This is a genomic window from Vibrio sp. 16, assembly GCF_963681195.1.
Classification (GTDB): Bacteria; Pseudomonadota; Gammaproteobacteria; order Enterobacterales; family Vibrionaceae; genus Vibrio; species Vibrio sinaloensis_D.
Genome location: NZ_OY808997.1, coordinates 415,028 through 428,765, shown reverse-complemented (window position 1 = coordinate 428,765; position 13,738 = coordinate 415,028). Strand labels below are relative to the sequence as shown.

Sequence of the window (13,738 nt, the reverse complement as noted above, 5' to 3'; positions counted from 1 at the left end):
AGAAGCAGTAACCCATCGCTTGCTGGATTTTGATTCCAACGAGACAGGTTGAACGCACGTTAAAAACGTTCAGCAAACTCATCCACAGAGCAGTTAGGGAGGCTCTTGTGTCGATTCTCAATTTTTTTGGAAAGAAAAAGTCTTCCGATCCGGTCAACTCGGATATGGACAGACAAAGAAAATATGAAGCGCTCGTGAGAGCCTATCACAGAGACCTCTATCGCTACGCGTATTGGTTGTGCAAAGATCCCACTATCTCGGAGGATTTAGTACAAGAGACCTGTTTACGTGCGTGGAAGTCTCTCGATAGTCTTCAAGACGAGAAAGCCGCCAAATCTTGGTTAATCACCATATTACGCAGAGAAAACGCTCGTCGCTTCGAGCGCAAGCAGTTTGATCTGGTTGATATCGATGACCACGGAAACGATGCTAAGGTCAGCGATGACCCGCATCATCAGACCGAGTGGATTCAGGCACAAATTATGAAACTTGATACCGATTATCGAGAGCCACTATTTCTTCAAGTTGTTGGGGGTTTTAGCGGTGAAGAGATCAGCGAGATTCTTGATCTTAATAAGAATACCGTGATGACACGCTTATTCAGAGCTCGCAATCAGCTAAAAGAGATGATCGACCCAGAGAGTAACCAAAGAGGACAGCATAATGGATGATTTAGAATTTCGTCGCCGCATCATGTCCGACCCTAAATGCAGAGATAGCGAACTCAACGCCGCGATAAAAGAGAGTGAATCCAACGCTAAATTCGCCGATGAGATTTTAGATCTGGATGCTCAAATCGCTAAAGCGATGAATGTTGATGTCCCTGAGGATCTGGCTGATCGCATTTTGTTCAATCAAACCTCGAATGTTAAAGAAGATAATGTCGTTCGACCTAATTTTGCCCGCCGAGCAATGGCAATGGCAGCATCAGTTGCTTTTGTCGCTGGCTTGTTGGTTGGACAAGTTAACTGGGGAAACATCGTTGTTTCTCCTGCACAAGCGAGTTTAGCATCAACAGCGATCAAGCATGTTGTTGACGAAAAGCCGTTCGTGAATCATCTAGACGAACAAGTCAAATCTTCGCAAATCAACGCGAAAATGGTGCCGTTTTCTCATTCATTGAGTGCGCACTTCCCTTACCACGTATATTACTTAAATCACTGTGGTTTTGGTGAGTCCAATGCACTGCATATGGTGTTTAGAGGCGAAAAAGGCAAAGTGACTCTGTTTCTGACAGGCATTGCCGCCAATGACGTATCTGAGTTTGCGGAAGATGGTATGGTAGGTATCATTGAACCAATGGGCGAAGTGAGTCTCATTTTGGTTGGCGATAAAGGTGAAAATGTCGCTAAAATCGCCGAAAACATCCTAGATATCATCAAACCTATGGGTTAATAGGAAACAATCTTCAAACAGATAAAATAAGGCTCGATTCGTTATCTGAGCCTTATTTTTTACCCATCATATAGAGCTAAAACTCTAAAACAGTACTTTTTACAGCACAATCCTGCCAAATAGGCGTCATTTCTGTAATTTTCCCTTCCAATTAGCCAATGGTCGGATTTCTATATCCTATACTTGGGTCTAGTATCAGCCACAACTGAGCTTTTGCTCAAAAATATCGCCCAGCTAGAGGCGAACCAAAAAGGAAAAAGCACAAATGAACAAGACGCGTCTGTTTAAAAAATCACTATTAGCAGTGACCATTACCACAGCAACTCTCGCTTCGCAGCAAGCTCTCGCTGCAGGCTTCCAACTTAACGCTCAATCAGCAACAGGTATCGGCCGAGCATTCGCCGGTGACGCAGTTATTGCAGATAATGCTTCTGTTATGGCACGTAACCCAGCAGCGATGGCGCTATTCGACAAGACAGAACTTTCTTTAGGTTTTGAAAGCATCACTTCAATGATTGAAGTGAAAGATGCAAAGTATACGCATATGGATGGAATTGATTTCTCTCAACTTCCAAACCTAGTACCTGCTTACTCAACAACTGAGGCTAACTACGACGACGCGGGTGATACCTCAATTGCACCAAATATTCACCTAATTGTTCCAGTTAACGATACGTTTGCTTGGGGTATTAACGCCTACTCTAATTTCGGCACCAAAACCGAATTTAGCGATGATTACGTAGCCAGCGAATATGCAGGCCTAACAGATGTGAAAAGCATGAACATTGGTCTTGCTGGTTCTCTAAGAATCAATGAACAATGGAGTGTTGGTGCTGGCCTAGATCTAATTTATGGTCAAGGTAAACTTGAGCGTAACCTAAGTAATGAACTTAACGTTCCTGGCAAACCGCAACTTACAGGTGCTAAAGCGCTTGATGCCGATGCGTCTGGTTTTGCACTAGGCTTCAATGTAGGTACAGTCTACGAGCTTGATGAAAATAACCGCTTTGGTTTTTCATACCGCTACAGCCCAACACTAGCAGCTAAAGGCGACATCTACTACGGCGGTCAAGAGCAGAGCGACACTTTGTACATGCCGCTACCAGATATGGCGGAGTTCTCTGGCTACCACCGTATTGAAGACACTAAGTTTGCCGTTCACTACAGCGTTCAATACATTGGCTGGGGTGTTTTTGACAAACTAGAAGCTGATAAAGCTGGCGAACTAAACACTTACGAGTGGCAAACGGGCATGCACTATGCACTGGGTGGTACTTACTACCTAAACCAAGACTGGACGTTGCGTGCTGGCTACATGTATGACACAAGCGCTCAAGATAAAGTGACTTCGATTTCGGTTCCAGATTCAGATCGTCAGTGGTTCTCTGCAGGTTTCACTTACCACCTAGATTCAAAGTCTAACATTGACTTCGGCTTTACTTACCTAATGGGTAAAGACGTAGACGTGAAAGAGTCTCAGTATGATGACGCAACTGGTGCTCTAGTCTCTTCGATCGAAGCGACAACACACGCAGATGCAATTCTATTAGGTCTACAATACAGCCGTAGCTTCTAATAAAACGAAAACTCTATTTCAAAGGCCAGTGTTCACTGGCCTTTTTGCTATCTACACGACAATAATCACCTGATACAACAAGCTTTCCCAATCCCCTTTCGGTTACTGAGCTTACACGTGTATCGATAAACCCCTCTCAGACACTACATGTGTACGCTGAAATATCAAAACAAGGCGTTAACATTTAGTGTTTTAGTCTTTAATATTCGATTTGTGACAAATTAAATTTCAAATACCTGCAATACACTGTTTTTAATTTTTAAAGTAATAGCTCTAACCTTATCATCACCCGACTGATTAATTCGAATCTCAGCGAACATTATAATGAAAACGAACAAGACTCTCTTATCACTCGCAGTGGCATGTAGCCTAGTGAGCACCTCTGCAGCCGTTAATGCTGCAGGCTTCCAACTGGCAGAATACTCAGCAACAGGTCTAGGCCGTGCGTACGCTGGCGAAGCAGCAATGGCAGACAACGCAAGCGCACAATGGCGTAACCCAGCGATGCTAACTCAACTTGATGGCACTCAAGTGTCTGTTGGTGCAATCTACGTGAACCCAAATGTTGATGTGAAAGGCACAACAACATTCGCAGGAAATGAGATGGAAGCGAAATCAAACGACTTCGCTCACGATGCAATCATTCCTAACTTCTATATTTCTCACCGTTACACCGAAGAGCTTGCGATTGGCTTTGCGCTTGGTACCAACTACGGAATGGAAACCGACTTAGGCAAAGACTTTGCTGCCTCTCACTTTGGCAACGAAGCAAGCATTATAACAAAAGAAGCTAACCTAAACCTTGCTTACCAACTTAACGAAGCGGTAAGCATTGGTGGCGGTATTCGCTATGTGATGGGCGAAGGTAGCTTTGGCGCAACAGCTCCAGAGAAAAATGCACTCGCATTCTTGGGAGTCAAGAAAGGCACACCTCTCAAGTATATGGAAGGTGAAGATACCGCTTGGGGCTGGCAATTAGGCACTGCGTGGCAAATCAACGATCAGCACCGTATCGGCTTTACATATAAATCAGCGGTTGACCTTACACTTGAAGGTGATGCAAAAATCTTTAGTTCCACAACTTTCAAAGTAGAAGAAAGCAAAGGCTCTATGGATCTTACTTTGCCGCAAACTGCTGAGTTAGCAAGTTTCCACCAACTGACAGACAAGTTGGCGATGCACGCAAGTATTAACTGGACAGATTGGAGCAGCTTTAAAGAGCTGTATGCAGATCTAGACACTCTAGAATCTCAGACAGTAAAAGTTGAAAACTGGAAAGACAACTACCGCTTTGCAATTGGCGCAACTTACCAAGTGGATCCAAAGCTTGCACTACGCACAGGTATTGCCTATGACACATCCGCAGTGAGTAATAAAAACCGTACTATCACGATTCCAGAAACGGATCGCACATGGTTGAGCTTAGGTGCAAGCTACGAGTTTACTAAACAGTTCTCACTAGACGGCGGCTTTACTTACATCTTTGCTAAAGATGCATCAATCACTGAATCTCGCGGCTATGAGTCGGATGACAAAGCTCAGCTTATCGGTGGTAAATTTGAGGGTGAGACAACGGGTAATGTTTGGCTAATCGGTCTACAAGCCAACTATACGTTTTAACTCTCGCTAAAAGACAAAAACGAAAAAGGCTTGGTCAATCCAAGCCTTTTTTTATTTCAGAGTTAGACTAAAAATCATCTAGATATTCATCTAAGTACGCTTCTTCTTCTTCATCGTACTGCTGAGTTTCGATTTCCGCTTTGAAGTCTTGACGTTGCAAATACGCATCTCGTGTTAGCGCATAAGGATCCGGAGAGTTATGCAGCATTGACTCTTGCGGCACTAAAGCAGCGCGGCTTTCCATTCCTTCCAACGCCCATTTTCCTAGTCCTGCCCAGATATTCAAATAAGAGAGCGGAACATACATGCCATCCACCACGTCTGTCGCTTCACGAACTGTCCAAGGTCCGTAACCAGGAACCATGACATAGGGACCATTGCCAACACCATAATGACCGACCGCATCACTGAATGCTTTTTCATTGTGGTCAGTAATTCCCGCAGCAGACGCGACATCTATTAACCCAAGCAAACCAAATGTAGAGTTAATCCAAAAGCGATTAAAGTGATCCACTGCTTTCTCGCCATTACCCATCACAATGTTATTGATCATGCTTGATGGCTCGTCAAGATTACTTAAGAAGTTCGCCACACCTTGCCTGACAGGAACAGGAACGTAGTCCACATAGGCCAATGACACTGGTCTAACTAAGTAAGGGTCTAAATAATCGTAGTTAATACTCCACATCGCACGGTTAAAACCTTCGATGGGATCGCTACTATGAGATTCATAAGACGTTGACTCAGACTCTTCAGTAGTGTCGGGAGCGCTTGCGCAGCCAGCAAGTAGAACGCTTGCAATCAATGCGAGCCAAATCTGAGACGTAAAGCTTTTCATTATTATTTTTCCATAAAAAAGGCCGGTTAATCACCGGCCTCTAATCAATGATAATCCGCTGCTATTAATAACGCTTATCAATCATAACTTCAACAGGTTCGCCCATTGTAACGGCTTCACTTTCACCAAACCAGTCCCCTTCTTTGGTCGCCACATTGCCATCACTGTCGATGCGTGCTCGTACCATTAAAGATTCAAGTGAAGAAAGCTTGCGCTCAGCTATCATACTGTTGCCGTCATCGAGTACAACGGTGCGCGGTAAACTGCCAACTGGGTATCGCGCGGCCGCCACAGGCATCGGTGAACCATCTGCCGTGTGAACAGATACGATCAGCGCTGCATTTGGATCAGCCGTCACGTCATCCGCAATGTTGATCGTTACAGACACTGACTGCCCTGAACCCACTTGTTGACCCATTTGCTTTTGCGCATTCTCAATGCTTCGGCTAAGCATTTCATAACGGCTGTCTTCTGGACCAATCATTTGCTGCATAATGCTCCAGTATCGAACCGCGGCTGGGAAGTCTTGACGCTCAAACGCATCAAACGCCAGTAGCGAGAAGACACGCAAATCGACATAATCTTTCTGGACTAGGTTACCCAGAATGCGACGTGCGTTTTCCTGGTCAACATCATCTTGAGACAACATCAATGCTTGAGCATAACCCAGCATAATATCATTGCTCTCTGGCTCTAAGTTGTATGCCTTTTTCATTGAACCGATCGCGGTATCAACATCACGATTAGCTAAAGCAATTCGCCCAAGCAACAACCAACCGGTTGAGTCTTCAGGCTCGTAATGAAGTCGAGTGCGCAATGCCAATGTAAGATCACGCATTTCATCATCACTCAGCTGAGCGCCTTCTGGTGACATGAGCTTCTTCGATAACGCTGGCAAGTTTGATGTCACTTCCTGCCATTGTAGGACATCTTGCTGCGCACCAAATTTGTAGTACATGCCATAAGACAAACCGACAACTAAGAGCATGGAAGGAATCATCACCGCCATTGGTGATATCGCGTTTTCCTGCGAGTTTTTGCTATCAGCTGGAATATCGTCGAGCAGCGATTGCTTGAGATCGTCAATCAGGTCTTGTTGATTTTCGACTAAGCCTTCTTCTGCTTCCTCTTCGAGTTCCGTCAAACGATCTTTATAAAACGCTTTGTTTAGTTCATCGCGTAGCGCTTCATCATTGTTCGCTTTTTGTCTCATCACTGGCAATGCGATAAGTACGCAGCTGAATACAACAAGAATGATCGAAGCTATCCAAAATAGTGTCATTACTGCTTGTCTCCATCATTCTTTTCATCAAGTAGCGCTTTTAAACGCGCTTCTTTGTCTTGGTCCCAATCATCAGTCTGTTCAGGCGTTACTTTCTTAGCTCGGCTTCTCAATACAATGAATCCGAAACCAAATAAGAGCACGCAGATCGGACCGAGCCAAAGAATGGCAGTGGCGGCGGTAAACGGAGGATTGTAGGTCACAAAATTTCCGTAGCGAGCGATCATGTAATCAATGATTTCTTGCTTTGATTTACCCGCTTTGGTCATTTCATACACTTTTTCGCGCAGATCGACAGCCAGTTCTGCATTGGAATCAGCAATGGTGTTGTTTTGACATTTTGGACAACGCAGCGTGTTTCCAAGCTCTTTAAACTGCTGTTCTTGCTCAAGCGTATCGAACTCATGGACTTCAATGGCCGCATGAACTGCCATTGAGAATGCCATTGCTGCAAACAGTGAAAGCATCAGCTTTTTCATTGTTTCGCCTCCGCAAGTAGCCCTTCGTACATAGGCTTAAGCTTTTCGTTCCAATTGCGATCGTTGACGTCTCCAACATGGCGGTATCGAATCACGCCATTCGCATCAATCAGGAAAGTTTCAGGAGCGCCATATACGCCAAGGTCTAATCCCAACATACCATTACCATCAAACAGGCTAATAAGGTAAGGATTACCAAGATCATTCAACCAACCAATCGCTTTGGTTCGATCATCTTTGTAGTTCATACCAATGATCTTCACGCCCTCACCAGCTAGATGGTTTAGGTATTGGTGCTCTGCATAACAAGTAGGACACCATGTCGCCCATACGTTCAGCAGTAGAGGCTCACCCTTGAAAATTGCTTGATCGTACAATTTACCCGGTTCAGCAAGGTCCTCAAGACGAAACTCTGGCACAGGTTTACCCACCAAGACAGATTCCAGTTTGGTTGGGTCGTCACCTTGAGAGTTTTTTACCAACTGAGTAGCAAAGATAGCCACTAAACCCAAAAATGCGACGAGCGGAATAAACAGTAATTTCTTATTCATTATGCCTCCTGCTTTTTGGCGCTTTTTCTGAAACGGTAACGTCTATCGCTGATGGCAATCGCACCACCTAATGACATCAGTAATGAGCCAGCCCAAATCCAACGAACAAATGGTTTGTAATAAATGCGTACTGCCCACGATTTGTTGTCATCAAGACGCTCACCCATCGCAATATACAAATCACGCGTGATACCGCGATCAATAGCAGCCTCAGTCATCATTGAACGAGCGGTTCGGTAGAAACGTTTTTCTGCGTGGAGCGTGTTTACATATTTTCCGTCTAGCGTAATTTCAAAATCAGCAATGTACCCGTCATAGTTCGGACCATCTTTGTCACGTAGACCTTTGAAGTAAAAATCGTAACCTTGGATTTGATAATGTTCACCCGGCGCTAAACGTACATCTCGCTCGATACTGTAATTTTGCACCATTGCGATACCAATGATAGAAACTGCAAGACCGATATGACCAAGCATCATCGCCCAGTGGCTACGCTGCAGCTTTTTAACACCTTCCATAAATGGGTGGCGGTGTGTCGCTCGCTGATGAAGCTCAAAGCCGTGCATGAAGATGATCCAAAGTGCCATCAACCAGCCTAAGTAAGCCATCGGCAAGAAGAAGTCCGAGAAAATCAGGGTGAAAATACCCGCCAAAACAACCGACGCTACACCTGAGATGAGCATAGGCTTTTTCAGAGATGACAGATCATCACGCTTCCAACGGATCAGAGGACCAATACCTAGCAAGAATGAGAAAGGAATCATCAGCCAAGCAAACAGCATGTCAAAGAAAGGCGCACCGATCGATACTGAACCCAGACCGATTTGCTTGTGAACCAAAGGCAATAAGGTACCCACAAGAACAACCACAAGGGCTGCGATCAACAATACGTTGTTAGCCAACAATGCGTTTTCACGTGAGACCAAATCAAAGTTGCCTCGAACTCGCACCGATGCACCTTTGAGTGCAAACAGTAGCAAAGAGCCACCAATGACAAACACGAGGAAGCCAAGGATAAACATACCGCGAGATGGATCAGACGCGAAGGCATGAACCGAGACCAAGATCCCCGAACGCACGAGGAATGTACCCAGCAAACTCAGAGAGAACGCAGAAATCGCCAGTAACACAGTCCATGCTTTGAAGGTGCCGCGTTTTTCCGTCACCGCCAACGAGTGCATCAGCGCCGTACCCGCGAGCCATGGCATAAAGGAAGCGTTTTCTACGGGATCCCAGAACCACCAGCCGCCCCAGCCAAGTTCGTAATATGCCCACCATGAACCAAGTGCGATACCCAGCGTTAGGAAAAGCCACGCTGCGGTAGTCCATGGACGTGACCAACGAGCCCAAGCGGTATCGAGACGACCCGTCATTAACGAGGCAATCGCAAACGAGAATGCGACAGAAAAACCAACGTAGCCCATGTAAAGCATTGGCGGGTGAATGATTAACCCTGGATCTTGCAGTAGAGGGTTTAGGTCGCGCCCGTCAACTGGGAAGAATGGCAGTGTGCGCAAGAAGGGGTTTGAAGTCACGATGATAAACAGCAGGAAGCCAACCGTAATCATCCCCATCACCGCGAGTACTCGGGCTACAGATTCTTGTGGCATACCGCGACTGAAACTCGCAACAGCAACCGTCCACGCAGCTTGAATAAGAACCCATAGCAATAACGAGCCTTCGTGAGCCCCCCAGACCGCAGTTAAACGATAGTACCAAGGCAACTGGCTATTGGAGTTCGTCGCAACATAGTTAAGGGTAAAATCATTGGTGTAAAACGCCCAAAGAAGAACGATAAAAGAAACCAGAATCAACAAGAACATACCCCAAGACAGAGGTCTTGCGGTGTTCATGAGCATGGTATTGTTTCTTGAAGCCCCCACCAACGGCAGAATACTGAGTAATACTGCCATCGCTAGCGATACGATGAGGGCAAAGTGACCAATTTCAGCAATCATTGACCGCTTCCTTGTTTTTGTTGTTCTGTGTATTGAAGAGGTTCATGCGTTTTCTTCATCGCTTCTGCGATCTCCGGTGGCATGTACTCTTCATCGTGTTTCGCTAGCACTTCAAACGCTTCAATAGTCGTTGCGTTTTTCAAAACGCCTTGTGCAACAATGCCCTGTCCTTCTCGAAATAGATCAGGAAGAATACCGTTATAGAGAATCGTCACTTTAGGGCCAACATCATGTAGGTCAAACGATACCTGCAGTGAACTTGGGTCACGCTTTACAGAACCTTCCACAACCATACCGCCGATACGCAATCGCTGACCAACCTCTGGTTTGGTACCGTCTGGTTTACCATGGACAAGTTCAGTCGGTGTGTAGAACAAATCCATGTTTTGATTGAGCGCATACAGCATTAAACCGATGGTCGCGCTGATACCAATAAAGATGGCAAGAACAATGCCGAGCCTCTTTTTACGTCTTGGGTTCATAATGTGTTCTCCAAATTCTTAGCTGCGTCAATGCGTGCTTGTCGATCAATTTTTGATTGGACTTCTTTTAATAACGCGTTGCCGCGACGGACACTGGTCCAAAGAATAATCAACATGGATAAAAACGTAATGCCAAAAGCACTCCATACATAACCGGCGTAACCGCCCATAGCGAAAAAGTCGCTCAAAGATTCAAAATGCATGTTTAGTTACCTCTCTGAGACTTAGCAGCCGCAAGCTTCGCCACCCAAGGGCGATGACTCTCGTTTTTAATGATTTCGTTACGGAAACGGATCATAGTTACAGAACCAAAGAAGAATGCGAAACCAAATATGTTTAGTAACAGCGGCCAAAGCATGTTGCTTGAAATTGATGGTTTTTCAAATTTGGTGATGGTCGCGCCTTGGTGCAATGTGTTCCACCATTCAACAGAGAAGTGGATGATAGGCAGGTTAACCACGCCAACAATTGCCAAGATACCAGCCGCTTTTGAGGCTGTTTTTTGGTCATCAAACGCGTGATAGAGCGCGATAACGCCAAGATAGAGGAACAATAGAATCAGCTCTGAGGTAAGACGTGCATCCCACACCCACCAAGTACCCCACATTGGCTTTCCCCAGACAGCCCCTGTTAGAAGGGCAATAAAGGTATACACGGCTCCGATTGGGGCCATCGCCGATGCGGCTAAATCTGACAAGCGAATTTGCCATACTAAGCCAATAAAGGCTGCTATCGCCATCGACATATAGACACCCATCGACCAAATAGCGGACGGGACGTGGATATAGATAATTCTGAAACTGTCACCCTGTTGGTAATCTGACGGGGCAAATGCTAGTCCCCATACGGTACCTACGGATAAACACAGCAGGGCTAGTATGGAAAACCAGGGCAACAGCTTACCGCTGAGCTGGTAAGCAGATTCAGGCTTGGCATAGGGATGGAGCCATTTCCACATGTTTAGTTCTCACTCTTACTTCAGTCTGTCTTTCATCGCATTCACGACTTTGACAATTATTAGTTTTGTAATTTATAGAAAGGGAAAAATTCGTGCTTGATCAAAAACAATTAATTGACGCTTACTCGAAGCGCTGCCGCAATCGCAAAAGGTGTCAGAGTCAACGCTCCCATAAACATTGCTCCTAAGATTGCCAGTTGACCGTTATACGCAATACCCAGCGAGGCTGCATCAATGGCAGACGTCGCAAAAATCAAAATTGGAATGTACAGCGGAAGCACTAGAAGACTGAGTAGCACTCCGCCTTTTTGCAAGCCAACTGTTAACGCAACACCAATCGCGCCGATGAAACTTAAGGTTGGTGTACCGACAAGTAACGTTAAGACAACCGAAAGCCAGGTATTAAAATCCAACGACAATAATATTGCTAAAAGAGGGCTGATTAAAATTAGAGGTAAGCCCGTTAATATCCAATGTGCTGCAACTTTGGAGATCACCACGACAGGCAATGGAACAGGCATTAGCATCATCTGCTCTAGCGAGCCATCCTGAAAGTCGTCACGAAACAATCGCTCCAAAGACAATAACGCCGAAAGCAATGCTGCTACCCAAACAATACCAGCCGCGATTCTCGCTAACAGGTTAGGCTCTGGTCCGATGCTCAACGGAAACAGAGTGATAACAATGATGAAAAACCACAAAGGATTTAGAACATCAGCTTGTCGACGAAAAGCGATTAAAAGCTCTCGACGAACGATACTATTCATGGTTTCTATCATGTTATTCACCCAGTTTAATTTTTCTAAGTTTCGGGTTGTCAGTGAACATATCTTGGTGCGTCGTTAACATGACGATGCCGCCTTGCTCCGCATGGTTGAGAAACAGCGCTTCCAATACCTTCACACCCTGTTTATCAATCGCCGTTAGCGGCTCATCTAAGATCCACAATTTGTGTTGGCTCAACCATAATCTGGCTAACGCTACACGTCGCTGCTGGCCCGCAGAGAGTTGGGCAACGGGAACATCTTCTCGACCAGCCAAGCCTACTTTGGTCAAAGCTTGGTAAATAGTTTCTTTATCAATTGACGCTTTTGAATGAACCGACAGATAAAAGCGTAAATTCTCGTAAGCTGTTAAGTCGCGCTTTACGCCTGTTGAATGACCTAAAAACAGCAAATCTTCATGAAAAGCATCACGGTTAGATTCAATACTCTCGCCGTTCCAAAAAATCTCTCCCTGATCGCGGTCACCTAGTCCGGTGATGATGCGCAAGAGAGTCGTTTTACCCGTACCATTGCGCCCTTCTATTTGGACTAATTCACCGGAATCTATACTAAAAGAGAGGGATTCGAAGAGAATTCTTTCATCTCGGATGGCGGTAAGTTGTGATACTTCTAACATGGTCGGTCACTACTAAATTTTTGAGTCGCTATATTACCACAGCCATATCGCCACAACACAGCATTAGACCTATACGAATCACGAAACTAAGTAAGAATCTGTTAACAATTAAACATATCGTGACTCAACTACCACTAAATAGTTACATGCTTACATAAAAAAAGGTGCCGTATGGCACCTTCATAAGTTTGGTTATTTTCTAGCACGTCTTTGACGAGGTTGAGATTTTTGCCGTTCAGGACTGCTCTCCAACGGAGGAACTTTCTCTTTACCTGCTATCTTTTTCTGCAGTGACATCATCAGTTCAGCTTCGGCTTTAGGTAGCTCGCACTCTTCAATGAGTTCGTTTAAATCTGCCCCAAGCTGAACCATTTTACTCGCTCTTGAGTAAAGACGACCGTCGCTATCTTCTTGCTCTAGTTCGGTAATACGTTCGTTTAGATGCTGAATGATATCCTGCTGTTCACTGACTCGCTGCCCCAACCCAACAACCACTGAACGTACTTCAAGCAGTTGTTTGTTCGACTTTTGCAGCTCTTTTTCTAAGTGGCGATTCTGTTGACGCAGTTGATCAGCCACTTTTGTTTGCCCTGAGCGCAGACGTATCAATGCTAGCACAAATAACAGAATGACCAGAGCCACTACGCCAGCGATCACTGGCATACTGGCTAACATACTCTCATCCATTATAGGTGAGCCATCTCATCCCATTCTTCATCAGTTAGAAGCTTGTTCAAATCAACAAGGATAAGCAGCTTACCGTCTCGGTTGCTCACACCCTGAATGAACTTCGCACTTTCATCGGTACCCACACTTGGCGTGGTATCGATTTCTGAAGAACGCAAGTAAACCACTTCCGCCACACTGTCTACCAGAATACCGATAACTTGGTGTTCAGATTCAATAACAATAATACGTGTGTTATCCGTAATTTCGCCTTCGATTAAACCAAAACGAGAACGTGTATCAATAACGGTAACAACATTACCACGTAGGTTGATAATACCTAGTACGTAATCTGGAGCACCCGGTACTGGCGCAATTTCAGTGTAACGAAGAACTTCACGAACTTGCATTACGTTGATGCCGTAAGTTTCTTCCTCTAACTGGAACGTCACCCACTGAAGCACTTCGTCATTAGACTGGTCTTTTCTTACTTCTACTTCACTAGTTTGAGACATACCTATTCCTCTCTACG

The 13,738-nt window shown here is 45.1% G+C and carries 16 protein-coding genes; 4 read left to right on the top strand and 12 right to left on the bottom strand.

Going from position 1 to position 13,738, the window contains the following annotated elements; all coding sequences use genetic code 11:
• Positions 1–107: 107 nt before the first annotated feature.
• From U9J37_RS01935 to U9J37_RS01920, 4 genes are all read left to right on the top strand, one after another.
• Positions 108–671, top strand: a complete 564-nt coding sequence (locus U9J37_RS01935; RefSeq protein ID WP_038139014.1) for a sigma-70 family RNA polymerase sigma factor — start codon at positions 108–110, stop codon at positions 669–671.
• Positions 664–1,395, top strand: a complete 732-nt coding sequence (locus U9J37_RS01930) for a DUF3379 domain-containing protein (RefSeq protein WP_005471609.1) — start codon at positions 664–666, stop codon at positions 1,393–1,395. Before U9J37_RS01935 ends, U9J37_RS01930 begins: the two co-directional genes overlap by 8 nt.
• A gap of 265 nt (positions 1,396–1,660) precedes the next feature.
• A complete protein-coding gene (locus U9J37_RS01925; protein ID WP_005471658.1) occupies positions 1,661–2,971 on the top strand; it encodes an outer membrane protein transport protein in 1,311 nt (436 codons plus the stop codon).
• A gap of 324 nt (positions 2,972–3,295) precedes the next feature.
• Positions 3,296–4,591, top strand: coding sequence for an outer membrane protein transport protein (locus U9J37_RS01920; protein WP_005471640.1), 1,296 nt, complete (start codon positions 3,296–3,298; stop codon positions 4,589–4,591).
• Positions 4,592–4,658: 67 nt separating this feature from the next.
• Here U9J37_RS01920 and U9J37_RS01915 read toward each other — a convergent pair whose 3' ends face one another.
• The 12 genes from U9J37_RS01915 to U9J37_RS01860 form a co-directional block, all read right to left on the bottom strand.
• Entirely contained in the window at positions 4,659–5,429 is a 771-nt protein-coding gene (locus U9J37_RS01915) for an MlaA family lipoprotein (RefSeq protein WP_005471878.1), read from the bottom strand.
• 64 nt (positions 5,430–5,493) lie between these two features.
• Complete coding sequence (gene ccmI / locus U9J37_RS01910) at positions 5,494–6,711, bottom strand: c-type cytochrome biogenesis protein CcmI (RefSeq protein WP_005471651.1); 1,218 nt, start codon at positions 6,709–6,711, stop codon at positions 5,494–5,496.
• Positions 6,711–7,190, bottom strand: coding sequence for a cytochrome c-type biogenesis protein (locus U9J37_RS01905; RefSeq protein ID WP_005471866.1), 480 nt, complete (start codon positions 7,188–7,190; stop codon positions 6,711–6,713). The genes ccmI and U9J37_RS01905 overlap by 1 nt, the downstream gene beginning before the upstream one ends.
• Positions 7,187–7,741, bottom strand: a complete 555-nt coding sequence (locus tag U9J37_RS01900; RefSeq protein ID WP_005471622.1) for a DsbE family thiol:disulfide interchange protein — start codon at positions 7,739–7,741, stop codon at positions 7,187–7,189. The genes U9J37_RS01905 and U9J37_RS01900 overlap by 4 nt, the downstream gene beginning before the upstream one ends.
• Positions 7,741–9,699, bottom strand: a complete 1,959-nt coding sequence (locus U9J37_RS01895; RefSeq protein WP_005471649.1) for a heme lyase CcmF/NrfE family subunit — start codon at positions 9,697–9,699, stop codon at positions 7,741–7,743. Before U9J37_RS01895 ends, U9J37_RS01900 begins: the two co-directional genes overlap by 1 nt.
• Positions 9,696–10,181, bottom strand: coding sequence for a cytochrome c maturation protein CcmE (gene ccmE / locus U9J37_RS01890; RefSeq protein WP_005471672.1), 486 nt, complete (start codon positions 10,179–10,181; stop codon positions 9,696–9,698). Before ccmE ends, U9J37_RS01895 begins: the two co-directional genes overlap by 4 nt.
• Entirely contained in the window at positions 10,178–10,384 is a 207-nt protein-coding gene (gene ccmD, locus U9J37_RS01885; RefSeq protein WP_038139035.1) for a heme exporter protein CcmD, read from the bottom strand. Before ccmD ends, ccmE begins: the two co-directional genes overlap by 4 nt.
• Positions 10,385–10,386: 2 nt before the next feature.
• Positions 10,387–11,139 carry a heme ABC transporter permease gene (locus U9J37_RS01880; RefSeq protein ID WP_039626164.1) on the bottom strand — a complete coding sequence of 251 codons (753 nt, stop codon included), beginning with the start codon at positions 11,137–11,139 and terminating at the stop codon, positions 10,387–10,389.
• 110 nt (positions 11,140–11,249) lie between these two features.
• Positions 11,250–11,918, bottom strand: coding sequence for a heme exporter protein CcmB (gene ccmB / locus U9J37_RS01875; RefSeq protein WP_005471795.1), 669 nt, complete (start codon positions 11,916–11,918; stop codon positions 11,250–11,252).
• A gap of 1 nt (position 11,919) precedes the next feature.
• On the bottom strand, positions 11,920–12,540 hold the full coding sequence (ccmA, locus tag U9J37_RS01870) for a cytochrome c biogenesis heme-transporting ATPase CcmA (RefSeq protein ID WP_005471661.1): 621 nt from the start codon (positions 12,538–12,540) through the stop codon (positions 11,920–11,922).
• Between the two features lie 192 nt (positions 12,541–12,732).
• Complete coding sequence (locus U9J37_RS01865) at positions 12,733–13,227, bottom strand: DUF2802 domain-containing protein (RefSeq protein WP_005471638.1); 495 nt, start codon at positions 13,225–13,227, stop codon at positions 12,733–12,735.
• Positions 13,227–13,721: a chemotaxis protein CheW gene (locus U9J37_RS01860; RefSeq protein WP_005471655.1), complete on the bottom strand. Its 495-nt coding sequence runs from the start codon at positions 13,719–13,721 to the stop codon at positions 13,227–13,229. The genes U9J37_RS01865 and U9J37_RS01860 overlap by 1 nt, the downstream gene beginning before the upstream one ends.
• Positions 13,722–13,738: the final 17 nt, after the last annotated feature.

Excerpts from the sequence above, each read along its gene's own strand:
- U9J37_RS01930 (WP_005471609.1), top strand. The coding sequence starts at position 664 with ATGGATGATTTAGAATTTCGTCGCCGCATCATGTCCGACCCTAAATGC.
- U9J37_RS01925 (WP_005471658.1), top strand. The coding sequence starts at position 1,661 with ATGAACAAGACGCGTCTGTTTAAAAAATCACTATTAGCAGTGACCATT.
- U9J37_RS01920 (WP_005471640.1), top strand. The coding sequence starts at position 3,296 with ATGAAAACGAACAAGACTCTCTTATCACTCGCAGTGGCATGTAGCCTA.
- U9J37_RS01915 (WP_005471878.1), bottom strand. The coding sequence starts at position 5,429 with ATGAAAAGCTTTACGTCTCAGATTTGGCTCGCATTGATTGCAAGCGTT.
- ccmI (WP_005471651.1), bottom strand. The coding sequence starts at position 6,711 with ATGACACTATTTTGGATAGCTTCGATCATTCTTGTTGTATTCAGCTGC.
- U9J37_RS01905 (WP_005471866.1), bottom strand. The coding sequence starts at position 7,190 with ATGAAAAAGCTGATGCTTTCACTGTTTGCAGCAATGGCATTCTCAATG.
- U9J37_RS01900 (WP_005471622.1), bottom strand. The coding sequence starts at position 7,741 with ATGAATAAGAAATTACTGTTTATTCCGCTCGTCGCATTTTTGGGTTTA.
- U9J37_RS01895 (WP_005471649.1), bottom strand. The coding sequence starts at position 9,699 with ATGATTGCTGAAATTGGTCACTTTGCCCTCATCGTATCGCTAGCGATG.
- ccmE (WP_005471672.1), bottom strand. The coding sequence starts at position 10,181 with ATGAACCCAAGACGTAAAAAGAGGCTCGGCATTGTTCTTGCCATCTTT.
- ccmD (WP_038139035.1), bottom strand. The coding sequence starts at position 10,384 with ATGCATTTTGAATCTTTGAGCGACTTTTTCGCTATGGGCGGTTACGCC.
- U9J37_RS01880 (WP_039626164.1), bottom strand. The coding sequence starts at position 11,139 with ATGTGGAAATGGCTCCATCCCTATGCCAAGCCTGAATCTGCTTACCAG.
- ccmB (WP_005471795.1), bottom strand. The coding sequence starts at position 11,918 with ATGATAGAAACCATGAATAGTATCGTTCGTCGAGAGCTTTTAATCGCT.
- ccmA (WP_005471661.1), bottom strand. The coding sequence starts at position 12,540 with ATGTTAGAAGTATCACAACTTACCGCCATCCGAGATGAAAGAATTCTC.
- U9J37_RS01865 (WP_005471638.1), bottom strand. The coding sequence starts at position 13,227 with ATGGATGAGAGTATGTTAGCCAGTATGCCAGTGATCGCTGGCGTAGTG.
- U9J37_RS01860 (WP_005471655.1), bottom strand. The coding sequence starts at position 13,721 with ATGTCTCAAACTAGTGAAGTAGAAGTAAGAAAAGACCAGTCTAATGAC.